This window comes from Actinomycetota bacterium, assembly GCA_013152275.1.
In the GTDB taxonomy this organism is placed as follows: Bacteria; Actinomycetota; Acidimicrobiia; order Spongiisociales; family UBA4744; genus BMS3Bbin01.
The window spans coordinates 25426-38501 of record JAADGS010000070.1 but is presented as its reverse complement, the minus strand read 5'-3'; the positions used below and the strand labels follow the sequence as shown (position 1 = coordinate 38501).

The following is a 13076-nucleotide window of genomic DNA, read 5'->3' as shown; positions in this document are numbered from 1 at the left end:
TTCGGTACCGTAATGGTCCCTTCGGGGGTGGTGTAATTGGCAACACAGCAGGTTCTGGTCCTGTCATTGAGGGTTCGAGTCCTTCCCCCCGAGCGAAACGATCGTTTCGCCGCGCTCGGCCCCGTCGTCTAGCGGCCTAGGACGCCGGCCTCTCAAGCCGGTAACGCCAGTTCGAATCTGGTCGGGGCTACCACGCGAGACCCCTGCTCGGCGGGGGTCTCTGCGCGTGATGTGCCACGCGTCCCACCGGATCTCGGATTCCGCCCTAGGCGGCTGGTGTGAGCACGGATTCGAGTTCACGGATGGCGATCGACCGCGTGCCCGTCCGCTCGCGGAGGAGGATCCGCCATTCGGAGTGGATGACCTCGATGCCGAGGTACTCGCCGATGGCGACGAGGCCGGTCTGGGTTCTTGCCGTATACGTCTTTCCCCGGCGGAGGTGGTTGATGTCGATGGTCGCGACGGTGCGCGACCGGGAAGGTGCCGTCATGGCACTCCTTTCTGGATTGGGCCTGATCCGACCCAAGTGTGGTGTCTGGTCGAGGTCGCAACGACGGCGTATTCGCCGTCGTTGCGGACCGATTGGTGGAAGGCTCGGCCGGCCTACTCGGACTCGATGCCGAGTTCGACGAAGATCCGATGGCGTTCCTTCGCGTAGAGGTCCTCTGCGAGCGCGCCGGCGGCGTAACGCTCGCTCAGCACTCGGAATTCCTCCATGAGTCCGGCCTCATCGGGCGCGTCCGTCGGGTCGGCGGCGTCTGCGGAGGCAGACTGGCGCCGCACGCGCTTCGCCTCCTGTCGCTCCTGGCGAGCCCGTTCCCGGGCCCGCTTCGCCATTGCCTGAGCCCCACGCCGTGCCATGTCAGACGGGCCTGACGTTGACCGCCTCTGGACCCTTGCGTCCCGGTGCGGTCTCGTACTGGACCGACTGGCCCTCCGTGAGCGAGCGGGATTCGCTCCCTGCGATATTGGATGCGTGGACGAACACGTCGTCTCCGTCCGGCGAGGTGATGAAGCCGAACCCCTTCTGTTCGTTGAAGAACTTGACAGTTCCGGTTGTTGTCATTGTCGACCTCCTGGGTCGTGCGTCATATCCGACGCGCCGGGATCGGTACCCGGATTGTGATTCCCGCGCGTGTTCGAGCTGCAGACTCCTGAGAATCGCGAGAACCGAATGGTCGGTCTTCGCCATGAAGGACCGACTGCGGGGCCCGAGATGACTCGGGCCTGACATAGGTTAGTCGATTACCCCGGAATACGAGCATCTTTTCGATTGCCGGCGGTGATGGCCGCATCGTGTTCGTCCGCCCGAGACGTCTACCGGCCGGTTTGGCGAGAGAAGAACCGGTCCACCACGACCAACGCAACGGCCGTGGCGGCGGCGATGACGAGCGCCGCATACCAATCGATGGGGCGGTGAGGCCATAGGCCCTGGACCACCACGTTGACCAGAAAGGCCGATACGAACACGACAAGCGCCAATCTCGGTGAGCGTCCCATCACGTTTGATTGTACCTGTGGCGACCGTCCACGTCGGCTTGCTGTCAGACGTGTCGGCTACCGTGGTGGCATGAGTTGGCACACAGGACCGCTTGCCGCTCTCGATCTCGAGGCCACCGGTGTCGACCCGGCGACCGCTCGCATCGTCGAGGTGGCGCTTGTCGAAGTCGCCCCGGACGGCACCGCGCGAGAGATCGTGAACCGGCTCGTCAACCCGGGGGTCCCCATGCCACGAGCTGCCTCCGAGATCACCGGGATCACGACCGCCGAACTTCGAGAACGGGGCGACGATCCCGTGGACGTGCTCGGGGAGACGCTCGGTGCCATCCGGCGGTTCGTTCGCGACGGGATTCCGATCGCGATCTACAACGCACCGTATGACTGGCCGCTCCTCGCCGAGGAGCTGGCCCGGTACGGGCTTGGCGCGCTCCCCGATGTGCCGCCCGCGGTGATTGTCGATCCGCTCGTTCTGGACCGGCACGTCGACCGGTATCGGAAAGGCAGGCGCCCCCTTGCGGTCACTGCCGAGCACTACGGGGTGAAGGTCGGTGGATCTCACCGAGCGGCCGCCGACGCGATCGCGGCCGTCGGCGTTGCTCGTGCTCTCGCCGATAGATACCCGGAGTTGCAGCTCGACGGTCCCGACCTCGTCGCCCTCCAGATCGATGCATACCGGACATGGAGGGACGGCCTCAACAAGTATCTGGCACGCATCGGTGCCGACCGTCCCCCGGTCGTCGGAGAGTGGCCAGGGCGTTGAGGGATCAGGCCCTTCCGTACACGGGGATGGCTGCCCCGGAGATCGTTGTGCTCGCTTCACTCAGCATGAATTCCATCACGGCCGCGATCTCATCGGGTGTGGGCCAGTCGACGTAGTCGGAGTAGGGGAGTGCTTTTCGCGTGGCGGGCGTGTCGATGACCGAGGGCAGGATCACGTTGGCGGTGATGGCATCGCCTCCGAGTTCTTGAGCGAGTGACTTGGCGAGTGCGACCACACCGGCTTTGGCGACGTTGAATGCGGCTTGTCCCGCCGGGGCGTCGACGGCTGCGCGGCTTCCCATGAGCAGGATGCGGCCCCAACCGGCCGTTTTCAGGTAGGGGAGCGCAGCCCGAACCGCCACGAACGCCGATCGGAGGTTCGTGTCGATCATCCTGTCGAACCGGACATCGTCCGTGTCGACGACATCGCGCCCGCCGGCCCATTTGCCCGCGAGGCAGCAGAGCGAGTCGATGCTCCCGAAGCGTTCCGCCGTGTGTTGCATGAACGTTTCCACTTCTTGGGTGTTCGCGGCATCGACTCGTGCAAGGAGGAGTCGCTCTTCATCGAGGAGCACGGATTCTTCGAAGGCCCGTGCTTCTTCCGGGACGAGGTAGGTGGCGGCGAACCGATAGTCCGAGGCTGCGAGCCTACGAACCAGGGCAGTGCCCAAGCCTCCGGTCGCTCCTGTGATCACGAGCACGCGTGTATCGCTCATCATGGTTCCCTTCTTTTTGCTATTTTGGCACCTGCAGCGCGAGATGGGTGGAGGACACCGTGGCGGGTATTCGTTTTGATGAGGTCGGCAAAGTCTATCCGGGGGGCACACGGGCGATTGAGGACGTCTCCTTCGAAGTGGGCGACGGTGAGTTCGTCGTGCTGGTGGGTCCGTCCGGGTGTGGCAAGTCGACGCTCTTGCGCATGGTCGCCGGACTCGAGGAGATTACCGAGGGGGAGGTGCGGATCGGGGACAAGGTCGTCAACGATGTTCCCCCGAAAGACAGGGACATTGCAATGGTGTTTCAGAACTACGCGCTGTATCCGCACATGTCTGTTTTCGACAATATGGCGTTCGGTCTGAAGCTCAGGAAGCTTCCGAAAGAAGAGATAAAGACCAGGGTCGAGGATGCTGCGAGGACTCTCGAGATCACCGACTTCCTCGCGAGGAAACCCAAGGCTCTCTCCGGTGGCCAGCGACAGCGCGTCGCGATGGGCCGGGCGATCGTGCGCGAGCCGGAGGCGTTCCTGATGGACGAGCCGCTGTCGAACCTCGATGCGAAGCTGCGCGTGCAGATGCGATCTGAGCTTGGCGAGCTGCATGCCCGGCTGAAAACAACCACGCTCTACGTCACACACGATCAGGTCGAGGCGATGACGATGGGGGATCGTGTGGCGGTCATGCGCAAGGGAACCCTGCAACAGGTCGACACGCCGCGCGTCCTCTACGACCATCCGGTCAACATTTTCGTGGGCGGGTTCATCGGCTCACCGTCGATGAATTTCGTCTACGGGACGTTGGGGGCCGAGGAGGACCGAGTGTTCGCTTCGTTCGGCGACGATCGGCTGCGCATCGCTCCCGAGCTCCTTGCCGAACGTCCGGGTCTTGGCCGCTATGTCGGGAAGGAACTGGTGGTCGGCATCCGACCAGAGTGTTTCGAGATGGCCACGGCCGTTCCGGGTGCACCCGAAGATCGGCTGTTGAAGGTCAGGGTGGCGCTCGTGGAGCAGCTCGGTCCGGAGGCATTCGTGCACTTCGAGAAGCTGATTCCACCGGTGGTCACTCCGGACATCCAGGAGCTGATCGCCGATCAGGGTCAGGACGCATCGGTCCTCGGAGACCTCACGAAGTTCACGGCCCGTGTCAATGCCGACACGGCCCCACGGCTCGGCGATGAGGTGCAGTTGTTCGTCGATACCTCCAAGCTGCACTTCTTCGACAGGCACAGCGGGTCGGCGATCTACTGATCGACCAGTGACCGTAGCCAGGCTCCGCGTGGATGCCTGATCGCGCTCTCCAGGTCGGAGGGACCGTCGAGGTCGAGGCCCAGTCCCAGCCTCACCACGATCCGAAGCCGCTTTCGTGATGCGACGCCGAGGTGCCGGCGGAAGCTGCCTTCCCCGTAGCGAAAGTCGAACGAGCCCAAGGTCCCCGCGACCACCGTCGTGCCTCCGTTGTAGGACGGAGCGATCACGACGTCTGCTTCTTCGAGCGCCCCGATGACGGCATGAAAATCATCGACTTCCACGAGAGGGAGGTCGGCGTGGGCGATGATCCAGGGACACGTATCGAACGCTGCCGCGTCCACCGCTGCCCGGGCAGCTCCGGTGAGGCCCGGCTCCAGCTCCGGGATGCTCGCAAACCCGAGGGCGCCGGCCCACTGCCGGACCCCTCGGTCGCCGGCGACCACAACGACGCTCGCTCCCGTCTGTCGCGCGGCCTCCAAGGTTCTGGCCGCGATCCGGCGGCCGACGATGGATCGTGTGGGGGCGTCCATCACGGTCGCGAGTCGGCGCTTGGCGACGCCGAACGGCTTCACGGGGACGGCGATGAGGGGTCGTGGCATGGAGACGCATGGTACTTACGGAGCAAGCACTCATAAGGTGTGGGCACGCAGACGATCGGAGTTCATAGATGCGTTTTGGCGCCTTTGTTCCACAAGGATGGCGGATGGACCTCGCCGGCATACCCGAGGAACGCCATTGGGAGACGATGCGGTCGGTGGCCGCGACGATCGAGCGATCCGGATACGAGTCCCTGTGGGTGTACGACCATTTTCACACGGTCCCGGTCCCATCTCAGGAGGTGACCTACGAGGCCTGGACGCTGATGGCGTCGCTGGCCGCCGTCACGAGCACCGTGCGGCTCGGCCAGATGTGCACCTGCAACTCCTATCGACTTCCCTCGTATCTGGCAAAGGTCGCGGCTTCGATCGATGTGATCAGCGGAGGCCGGGTCGAGATGGGACTTGGCGCGGGATGGTATGAGCACGAGCACGCAGGGTACGGATATGCGTTTCCCAAAGCATCGGTCAGAATCGGCATGCTGCGCGAGGGGATCGAGATCATGCGCAAGATGTGGACCGAGGACACGGTCCATCATGAGGGGAGGTACTACACCCTCGACGGTGCCATCTGCCGTCCGAAGCCCGTCCAGGACCCACATATCCCCTTCTGGGTGGCCGGCGGAGGAGAGAAGTTGACCCTCAACGTGGCGGCGCGGTACGCGGCCTACACGAACTTCGGTCAGTCGGTCGACGAGTTCATCCACAAGTCCGAGATTCTTCGAGGGCACTGCGAGGACGTCGGCACCGACTTCGACACGATCGTTCGATCGAGCAACTTCAATGTCGTATGCGAAGAGTCCGAAGCGGCGGTGGAGGAGCGCCTTGGTTGGATCAAGGACCATTATCGGCCGTACGTTGCCGAGGATCGGCTCGACCGGATGGAGGCGATGTATCGCGAGATGGCCGGAACGCCGGAACAGCTCGTCGCCAGACTGAAGCCCTGGGCCGATGCGGGTCTGCGCTACGCGATCGGGTACTTCGCGGAGGCGGCATATGACACCAACGGTCTCGAACTCTTCGCGCGTGAGGTGATTCCGGCTCTCGCCTAGACAGGCCCCGGTGGGTACGCTTCCGATCATGACCAGACAAACCAAGATCGTCGTCACGCTGGGTCCCGCCGTTGCCACCGCAGAGGCGATCGACGGGCTGGTTGCCGCGGGGATGGACGTCGCCAGATTGAACTTCTCCCACGGCGACCATGACACGCACCGCAAACTGGCGACCTTCGTACGTGAAGCTGCCACCCGGCAGAAGAGAGCCGTTGCGATCCTGCAGGACATCCAGGGGCCCAAGATCAGGGTCGGTACGTTTCCCGATGGCGGGATCCGACTGAAGAGCGGAGACCGCGTCAGCCTCGTCGCCGGCATGGGGCTCGGCGACGCGAGCCGAATCGAGATCGGGTACCCGCGTCTCGTCAACGATGTGGGGGTGGGCTCGGAAGTCGTACTCGCCGACGGTCTCGTTCGCATGAGAGTGACCGAGCAGACCCGAGACCGACTCGTTGCCGAAGTGATCGAGGGTGGTCCCGTGGGTGACCATCGCGGAGCCGCCTTCCCGAAGGCGAATCTGCGTGTCTCGGCGGTGACGGAGAAAGACAAGGTGGACCTGGCGTTCGGGCGCGAGATCGAGGTGGATTTCGTCGCTGCGTCCTTCGTCCGCTCGGCGGCAGATGTGGAGCGGGTCCGCCAACTCTCGGGGGTGCCGGTCATCGCAAAGGTCGAACTCGCAGTCGCATTCGAGAACCTCGATGCGATCCTGGGGGTGGCCGATGGTGTGATGGTGGCTCGCGGAGACCTTGGCGTCGAGATGCCACTCGAGCGGCTCCCGTTCGTGCAGCAGGACATCCTGCGCCGGACGAATGCCGCCGGACTCATCTCGGTGACCGCGACGGAGATGCTGGAGTCGATGATTCACAGTACGCGTCCCACCCGGGCCGAAGTCACCGACGTCGCGACGGCCGTCATGGAGGGAACGGATGCGGTCATGCTCTCGGGAGAGACCGCAATCGGGGACTATCCGATCGAGACGGTGGCGATGATGGATCGGATCCTGGTCGAGGCCGACCGTCCGCGATCCGATCATCAGTCGATCGGCTTCCTTGCCGGGCAGGCAGGCTATGCGTCTGCGATGGCGAGAGCTGCCGTGGAAGCGGCGACGGATCTCGGTCTCGGCATCATCGTTGCCTTCACCGAGTCTGGCAGTACGGCACGGTTGCTCTCGAAATATCGTCCTGGAGCGGCGATCATGGCCTTCAGCCCCGTGGAGCGCACACGCCGTAGAATGGCGATCTACCGGGGCGTGACTCCTGTCGCCTTCGAACGACTCGACTCGACCGATGCGATGATCGAGTCCGCCGACCGCTACCTCGCCGAGAACGGCGTGTGTGTGGCCGGTGAGGGTGTCGTGATCGTCGCGGGAACCCCTCCAAACCGCAGCGCCTCGACGAATCTGATGAAACTGCAGACCATCGGCGAGTGAGGATCCTGAAGGGAGCAGATGTGGGCCAGAGTATTGCGGTCGAGAGCGCCGTCCACGGAGAAGTGGCGATCTTCGATACGGACCGGACCTTTACAGGTCAGGACGGCCGGGAGTTCACGCGTCCGGTGGCCGAGGACGGCCTCGGTGCTCGTCTCGCGGAGCGTCTCTTCGAGGCGGATCCGGCAATTCGGCACGTGTATGTGCAATTCAACGTGGTGTCGGTACAGCGAAACGGTGGATGGGACGAGGGCAGCGTTCGCCGTGCCGGAGAACAGATCCGCGACTTCTTCGTGGTGACGGCTGCTAGTCGGTCGCGGTCGTCGTAGTCGACGCCACGGTCGTCGTAGTCGCCGCCGTGGTCGTCGTGGTGGTCGTCGACTCCGTCGTCGTCGTGGGACAGGGCACGGGCTCTTGCCCTTCCTCGGGGGGGATCATGCAGGAATTCACTTCGACTTCACGGGGCTGTGGCCGGTAGCGAACACGCCATTGCTGGGTGTCGACATGACCGTCCGGGTATTCGATGTGTCTCTTCACGATGACCGTCCAGCCGATTCTGCCCTTCACGTTGACGATCTCCTCACCGGGCAGCAGTTCGTCGTTGGCCGTGTACTCGATCGGCGGGTCTGTCTGATCGAAGCGCGAAGAGACGCTGGATGTGACCTTTCTGGCGGTTGCGTCTCCTTCCGAGGTGACCTCCATGTGCAGACGTCCGTTCTTTTGCTCTCCGACGACAGTCCGCCCTCCGTTGTTCCCGTAGAAGCTCACGGTCAGGGAGGTGTCGGTGTAGGACGTCTTGATGAGCACCGCAGCATCGGAGTCATTCCGGAACACGAGATTCGGCGCCGGCCAGGAGATCGTCGCCTCGTGCCCTTCCGGATATCGGCTGAAGTAGTAGCTGTGTGGCGAGTGGGTGATGTCTTCGTACCCGCCCCAGTACATGGCGTTGTAGAACGTCGTGGCGAACTGGCTCACCCCACCGCCGATCGTGTCGACCATCTTCCCCTGCACGATCGTGTGATCGGGAAGGAACCCGCGGGCGGTGTCCCGCTCGCCCACGTACTCGTTGATCGAGAACTTCTCGCCCGGCAGAACGATGACCCCATCGATGATGTCCGCCAGAAGATGAATATTGGTGACACGGTTCTGGCAGCAGCGGTGGTAGGTCGTGAACTGCGAGACCAGATGCTTGATGTTCATCGCCTGGGCGTCTTCGGTTGTGAACTCGGGCTCGGCGGCATCTTCGAACGGCAACCGCCCGGTTCGGTCGGGCGTGCGAGAAGCAACCTCCAGCGCTCCGGCGGTCAACTCCGGATCCACGATCTGTCCGGGTCTGCTCGGCACGATGGTGACCAAACCGTCCTCACCGACCTCGAAGGACGCATCACGCGGCGGCACACCGAGATGGGCGCTCGCCGGTTGCAGAATCGCGCCGATCACCTCGGGATCGAAGCTCAGTTGGATGTGTGCCGGAGAGTTGTGGACGATCCGACTTCGCAGGGCGGACGCAAGGTTCCGGGGTGTGAAGGTCACCGAGATGTCCGGGTCCTCACGTGACAGAACGATCGACCGGCCGATCATCTGTTGTGCCTTGTCGACTGCAGCGTCGATGTCCGCGTCACTGAGGTCGGATTGCAGCGGTGCCGTTGCGATCGTGACGATCGGTCGATCCGGGTTGAGCAGCGACGCAAGGATGGCTTTCGAAGCCGACGATCGGTCGATGCCGGTACCGGGATGTGGGTATCGGGCGACGGCTTGGGTTCCTCGGACCTCGACGGCTCCGTCGAAGGGAGGGTTCGAAATCGTGGATTCGTCCCAATAGTCGAAGACGGCCGAGAGTGCCTCCTCATCCAAGCTTCCATGCACCGGCACGGTTTCGATCGTGAAGACGTGTGTCATCCACCATCGGAATTGGTCGATCACCGTTCCCTCGCGTCCGACGGCGAGAGCACTGGCCGCAGCGTCGGGCTCGTCGATGTCGAAACGGACCGTGGTCGGGTCGAGATCCACGGTCGTCCCGGCGATCTCGAATACCGCGGGCGTCGTGCCGAGCTCGTCCTCCAGCGCGACGAGGGTCAGCTCGGCTCCTGCTTCGTCTTTTCCGGAGAGGTCCACGGATGAAGCGTGCACATTGTGCAGCACCTTGCCGATGTGCAGGGCGCGGTCGATCCCGAATGCCCCGATGACCATCAGGAAGAGACCGGCGAGCACGCCGAGGATGACAATGATGATTCGAGAAGTACGTGACATGATCAGCCCTGGAACGGGAGTTGAGTGTAGTGGTCTCGGCGGTCGGTCGATACCATGTCGTTCATGATCGTGTTTCCAGAGATCGAGCCCGGCGATGCCGTTCGGCTCTCCGGTTCGACGTTTGTGGCCTATGGGGAATGCGCAGACTACGCCAAATCGAGGATCGAGGGAGTCTGGGGACCGGAGAGTGTCCCGGCATTCAAGGGTGGGCTCGCCCACCGTGTGTTCGCCCGGCATCTCGGCAGTGGACCGATCTCTGCCGACCGGCTGGAACAAGTGTGCCGCGAAGAGATCGGTGGCTCGAACTTGAACTTCAAGATGGCTGCGTTGTCGATGAAACCCTCCGGTCTCGAACGGGTCATCGATGAAGTGGGTGCCCTCTACGAGCGGTTCCGACGTTTCCCTGTCGAAGGATTCCAGGGAGCGGAGGTTCAGATCCAGGTCGAACCCGTCGACGGTGTGACCCTCGTCGGGTCGGTAGATGCAGTGTTCTCCGACGATGGAGGGGTTCGTCTGGTCGACTGGAAGACGGGTGAGCTGGGGGAGGTTCACGAACAACTGCGCTTCTACGCACTCCTGTGGGTGCTCGACAAGGGAGAGATCCCGTCGAAAGTGGAGGCGGTATCCATCCGTACCGGGGAGCGGTTCACCGAAGAGCCCGGGACCGATTCGCTCAGGGAGACGGCTCGGCAGGTGGCCGGTATCGTCAATGCGTTGCGTCGGGCGTGGGCCGAGCGGCGGGACATCGAGCGCAGGGGCGGTCCATGGTGCCGGTACTGCGGCCTCCTCGAGGAATGTGTCGAGGGCCGTGCCGCGACGGCACTTCTGTGATCCGGCCGAATCCCTGCCGACTGCAGAGACCTAGTCGTCCTGCTCGTCCTTCTCCTCGATGGACTCGACGACATCGCCATCACTGCACACGGCCTCGAACTTGGATGTGTGGTCGGAACTCTCGAACTTGACATCCACCTTGTTCTCTTCGACTTCTGTGCGTTCGACGGAGAATCCGGCCTTTGGAGCGGCGGATTTGAAGCTGATGTCGTCTCCGGAGCAGGCAACCGTTACCCAGCCACCGACGAGTGTGTAACGCCGATCTACGCTCGGCGCAGCGGTCGTCGTCGGTGCGGCGCTCGTCGTCGTCGGTGCAGGGATCGTCGTCGTCGGTACGGCGCTCGTCGTTGTCGGTGCAGGGATCGTTGTCGACGTGGGGCTCGCCGTGCGCTGGGGGACTTCGGGGTCGATGACGGTCGGCGTGGCGGCGAGAGCTGCAGTGGACGGCGTCGTTGCCGTTGCAAGGAGAGTGGAGACCGTCCGGGAGGGTCGATCGGTGACCTGGTCTCGCACGAGACCGACGGCCTGGGAGGCGAGTACGATCGCCAGCAGGGTCGCCGTCAGCCAGGCGGCGAACAGGCCAAGACGCCGTGTGCTCATGTGGGCAGTATTGCCGGTATGCGCGTTGGAGAGCGGTAACGGCAGGTTAAAGGTGTGATAAGTGGGTCGCGTCGGCGATGGTTCGGTGTGGCATCCGTATAGGGTGTGAAGGTGGCTTCATTGATCATCATCGAGGACGACGTCCGGATCCGCCAGACGCTGGCAGCAAGGCTGGCAGAGCGTGGACACGACGTCCGTGCCGCCGGCTCAGGCCTTGGCGGGCTCGAGCTCGCGGTGTCCGGAAACCCCGATGCCGTGATTCTCGACCTTGGGCTGCCCGACATCGACGGGGCCGAGCTCCTGAAGATGATTCGAGCCGTGACCGATGTCCCGGTCATCGTGGCAACGGCCCGGGACGATGAGCAGGAGATCGTCCATCTCCTCGATGCAGGGGCGGACGACTATGTCGTCAAGCCGTTCTCCGCGGCTCATCTCGACGCGAGGATCAGGGCCGTGCTTCGTCGCGGAGGTGAGGCAGCCGAGAAGGTCGTCCTGTCGCTCGGGGATCTGGTGATCGATCTTGCTTCCCGAGATGTGAGGTTGGACGGCCGGACGCTGATACTCACCCGAAAGGAGTTCGACCTGCTGGCATACCTCGCGCAGCGACCTGGAACGGTCGTTGGGAGACGCGAGCTCCTCGCAGAGGTCTGGCGGCAGCCATACGGTGGGGCCGACAAGACCGTCGACGTACATCTTTCGTGGCTTCGCAAGAAGCTCGGTGAGAGCGCCGCCGAGCCTCGATATCTCCACACCGTGCGGGGAGTGGGTGTCAAGCTGGTCGTACCGTGAGAAGGCGGCTCGCCGTGGTCTCGGCCGCAGTGACCGCGATGGTGGTACTCGCCTTTCTGATCCCACTTGCGGGGATGGTCAAGACACTTGCGCGGGACCGGGTTCTGGTGGCCGCCGAAAGGGATGCACAGACATTGTCGCAAGCACTCGGCATTGTGATCACCGGTGGGCGCCCCCAGGAGGTCGTGGCGCTCGTCGGATCGGGAAAGCTCGCCGGCGGGGGACTGCTCTCGGTTGTCCTCCCGGATGAGACGATCGTTGGAGAGTCGTTCGAGTTGGGCGATGGGTATCGACGAGCGGCTGCCGGCGAGGCGTTCCGTGAGCCATCGAAAGACGGCGAGATCATCTGGGTTCCCGTACTCGTCGAAGGTGAGGAACGGGCCGCCGTGGTGCGGGTCTTCGTTGCCTCGGAGCTGTTGGATCGCAACGTCACCGCGGCGTGGATCATCCTCGGTTCGCTCGGGGTCGCGTTGGTGATGCTCTCTGCGCTGGTCGCCGACCGACTGGCTCGTTCGGTGGTGCGGCCCGTCCATGATCTCTCCGTCGCGGCGCATCGCCTCGGTGGGGGAGACCTCAGCGTGCGCGTCGAACCGGACGGGCCGGCGGAGATCGTCGAAGTCGGCAAGGCGTTCAACCGGCTGGCCGGTCGCGTCGGCGAGCTTCTCGAGGAGGAACGCAGGGCGGCAGCCGATCTGTCCCACCGCCTCCGGACCCCGTTGACCGCCTTGCGGCTCGAGATCGAGGCCGTACCCGACCGATCGGAGCGTCTCATCGGTGATCTGGACGAACTGGAGAGAACCGTCGATCACCTCATCCGGCAGGCTCGCCGCCCGTTGCGCGAGGGTATCGGCGCCAGCACCGATCTGGGAGCCATCGTCGAGGAACGGGTCTCGTTCTGGGGGGCGCTCGCCCAGGAGCAGAGAAGGCTCTGGTCGGCGGACGTCGATGGGGGACCCCATCATGTGGCGCTTCTCGAAGGGGATGCGGCAGCAGTCGTCGACGCTCTCGTCGGAAACGTTCTGGCCCACACACCGGAAGGGACACCGTTTCACATCCGTGTCGACCGAACCGAGGATGGGATGGTGCGACTCGTCGTCGAGGACGCGGGACCGGGCTTTCCCGAGGGTGACCCGGCGCGTCGGGGAGAGTCGGGGAGCGGGTCGACAGGACTGGGATTGGATATCGTCCGCAGGGCCGCAGAAGCGACGGGAGGGGCGCTGAACTTGCGAGTCGGCCCGGACGGTGGTGCAGGCGTCGAGGTGTTGTTCGGGCCTGCCCGCGACACACCGACTGTTTGAAACGAAACCGGA

15 protein-coding genes and 2 tRNA genes are annotated in these 13076 nt (G+C 63.8%); 10 read left to right on the top strand and 7 right to left on the bottom strand.

Going from position 1 to position 13076, the window contains the following annotated elements; all coding sequences use genetic code 11:
• Positions 1 to 21 precede the first annotated feature (21 nt).
• Together GXP34_11315 and GXP34_11310 are read left to right on the top strand one after the other, a co-directional pair.
• Positions 22 to 93 (top strand) — tRNA-Gln (locus GXP34_11315).
• Positions 94 to 117: 24 nt separating this feature from the next.
• Positions 118 to 193: transfer RNA gene (locus GXP34_11310), tRNA-Glu, on the top strand.
• A 72-nt stretch (positions 194 to 265) separates the two neighbouring features.
• Here the strand turns inward: GXP34_11310 and GXP34_11305 are convergent.
• The 4 genes from GXP34_11305 to GXP34_11290 all read right to left on the bottom strand — a co-directional run bounded on the left by GXP34_11305 (position 266) and on the right by GXP34_11290 (position 1500).
• A complete protein-coding gene (locus GXP34_11305) occupies positions 266 to 490 on the bottom strand; it encodes a hypothetical protein (GenBank protein ID NOY56560.1) in 225 nt (74 codons plus the stop codon).
• 113 nt (positions 491 to 603) lie between these two features.
• Positions 604 to 861, bottom strand: coding sequence for a hypothetical protein (locus GXP34_11300; GenBank protein NOY56559.1), 258 nt, complete (start codon positions 859 to 861; stop codon positions 604 to 606).
• A gap of 1 nt (position 862) precedes the next feature.
• Entirely contained in the window at positions 863 to 1066 is a 204-nt protein-coding gene (locus GXP34_11295; GenBank protein ID NOY56558.1) for a cold shock domain-containing protein, read from the bottom strand.
• Between the two features lie 251 nt (positions 1067 to 1317).
• Positions 1318 to 1500 (bottom strand): hypothetical protein, encoded by a 183-nt coding sequence (locus tag GXP34_11290; GenBank protein ID NOY56557.1) that lies wholly within the window; start codon positions 1498 to 1500, stop codon positions 1318 to 1320.
• A 70-nt stretch (positions 1501 to 1570) separates the two neighbouring features.
• Here GXP34_11290 and GXP34_11285 point away from each other — a divergent pair, with 70 nt between their 5' ends.
• Positions 1571 to 2260 (top strand): 3'-5' exonuclease, encoded by a 690-nt coding sequence (locus GXP34_11285; protein NOY56556.1) that lies wholly within the window; start codon positions 1571 to 1573, stop codon positions 2258 to 2260.
• 4 nt (positions 2261 to 2264) lie between these two features.
• Here GXP34_11285 and GXP34_11280 read toward each other — a convergent pair whose 3' ends face one another.
• Complete coding sequence (locus tag GXP34_11280; protein NOY56555.1) at positions 2265 to 2975, bottom strand: SDR family oxidoreductase; 711 nt, start codon at positions 2973 to 2975, stop codon at positions 2265 to 2267.
• 59 nt (positions 2976 to 3034) lie between these two features.
• Between GXP34_11280 and ugpC the strand changes: the two genes are divergently transcribed.
• On the top strand, positions 3035 to 4222 hold the full coding sequence (gene ugpC / locus GXP34_11275; GenBank protein ID NOY56554.1) for a sn-glycerol-3-phosphate ABC transporter ATP-binding protein UgpC: 1188 nt from the start codon (positions 3035 to 3037) through the stop codon (positions 4220 to 4222).
• Here the strand turns inward: ugpC and cofC are convergent.
• Positions 4216 to 4821: a 2-phospho-L-lactate guanylyltransferase gene (cofC, locus tag GXP34_11270; protein NOY56553.1), complete on the bottom strand. Its 606-nt coding sequence runs from the start codon at positions 4819 to 4821 to the stop codon at positions 4216 to 4218. The two genes, ugpC and cofC, sit on opposite strands and share 7 nt — an antisense overlap.
• Before the next feature lie 68 nt (positions 4822 to 4889).
• Between cofC and GXP34_11265 the strand changes: the two genes are divergently transcribed.
• From GXP34_11265 to GXP34_11255, 3 genes are read left to right on the top strand one after another with little or no spacing between them, the layout of a single operon-like run.
• Complete coding sequence (locus GXP34_11265; GenBank protein NOY56552.1) at positions 4890 to 5870, top strand: LLM class F420-dependent oxidoreductase; 981 nt, start codon at positions 4890 to 4892, stop codon at positions 5868 to 5870.
• 28 nt (positions 5871 to 5898) lie between these two features.
• Positions 5899 to 7299: a pyruvate kinase gene (pyk, locus tag GXP34_11260; GenBank protein ID NOY56551.1), complete on the top strand. Its 1401-nt coding sequence runs from the start codon at positions 5899 to 5901 to the stop codon at positions 7297 to 7299.
• Positions 7296 to 7625: a hypothetical protein gene (locus GXP34_11255; GenBank protein ID NOY56550.1), complete on the top strand. Its 330-nt coding sequence runs from the start codon at positions 7296 to 7298 to the stop codon at positions 7623 to 7625. Before pyk ends, GXP34_11255 begins: the two co-directional genes overlap by 4 nt.
• On the opposite strand, the gene GXP34_11250 is transcribed toward GXP34_11255, so the two are convergent.
• Complete coding sequence (locus GXP34_11250; GenBank protein ID NOY56549.1) at positions 7603 to 9546, bottom strand: hypothetical protein; 1944 nt, start codon at positions 9544 to 9546, stop codon at positions 7603 to 7605. The genes GXP34_11255 and GXP34_11250 overlap by 23 nt on opposite strands.
• Before the next feature lie 63 nt (positions 9547 to 9609).
• Between GXP34_11250 and GXP34_11245 the strand changes: the two genes are divergently transcribed.
• The 3 genes from GXP34_11245 (at position 9610) to GXP34_11235 (ending at position 13064) form a co-directional block, all read left to right on the top strand.
• Positions 9610 to 10377 carry a PD-(D/E)XK nuclease family protein gene (locus tag GXP34_11245; GenBank protein ID NOY56548.1) on the top strand — a complete coding sequence of 256 codons (768 nt, stop codon included), beginning with the start codon at positions 9610 to 9612 and terminating at the stop codon, positions 10375 to 10377.
• 711 nt (positions 10378 to 11088) lie between these two features.
• A complete protein-coding gene (locus GXP34_11240) occupies positions 11089 to 11766 on the top strand; it encodes a response regulator transcription factor (GenBank protein ID NOY56547.1) in 678 nt (225 codons plus the stop codon).
• The gene (locus GXP34_11235; protein NOY56546.1) at positions 11763 to 13064 is read left to right on the top strand and encodes a HAMP domain-containing histidine kinase; all 1302 of its coding nucleotides are present in this window, start codon (positions 11763 to 11765) and stop codon (positions 13062 to 13064) included. Before GXP34_11240 ends, GXP34_11235 begins: the two co-directional genes overlap by 4 nt.
• The last annotated feature ends 12 nt before the right edge of the window (positions 13065 to 13076 follow it).

Excerpts from the sequence above, each read along its gene's own strand:
- GXP34_11295 (NOY56558.1), bottom strand. The coding sequence starts at position 1,066 with ATGACAACAACCGGAACTGTCAAGTTCTTCAACGAACAGAAGGGGTTC.
- GXP34_11245 (NOY56548.1), top strand. The coding sequence starts at position 9,610 with ATGATCGTGTTTCCAGAGATCGAGCCCGGCGATGCCGTTCGGCTCTCC.
- GXP34_11300 (NOY56559.1), bottom strand. The coding sequence starts at position 861 with ATGGCACGGCGTGGGGCTCAGGCAATGGCGAAGCGGGCCCGGGAACGG.
- GXP34_11250 (NOY56549.1), bottom strand. The coding sequence starts at position 9,546 with ATGTCACGTACTTCTCGAATCATCATTGTCATCCTCGGCGTGCTCGCC.
- GXP34_11285 (NOY56556.1), top strand. The coding sequence starts at position 1,571 with ATGAGTTGGCACACAGGACCGCTTGCCGCTCTCGATCTCGAGGCCACC.
- GXP34_11305 (NOY56560.1), bottom strand. The coding sequence starts at position 490 with ATGACGGCACCTTCCCGGTCGCGCACCGTCGCGACCATCGACATCAAC.
- GXP34_11265 (NOY56552.1), top strand. The coding sequence starts at position 4,890 with ATGCGTTTTGGCGCCTTTGTTCCACAAGGATGGCGGATGGACCTCGCC.
- GXP34_11280 (NOY56555.1), bottom strand. The coding sequence starts at position 2,975 with ATGAGCGATACACGCGTGCTCGTGATCACAGGAGCGACCGGAGGCTTG.
- GXP34_11290 (NOY56557.1), bottom strand. The coding sequence starts at position 1,500 with ATGGGACGCTCACCGAGATTGGCGCTTGTCGTGTTCGTATCGGCCTTT.
- cofC (NOY56553.1), bottom strand. The coding sequence starts at position 4,821 with ATGCCACGACCCCTCATCGCCGTCCCCGTGAAGCCGTTCGGCGTCGCC.
- pyk (NOY56551.1), top strand. The coding sequence starts at position 5,899 with ATGACCAGACAAACCAAGATCGTCGTCACGCTGGGTCCCGCCGTTGCC.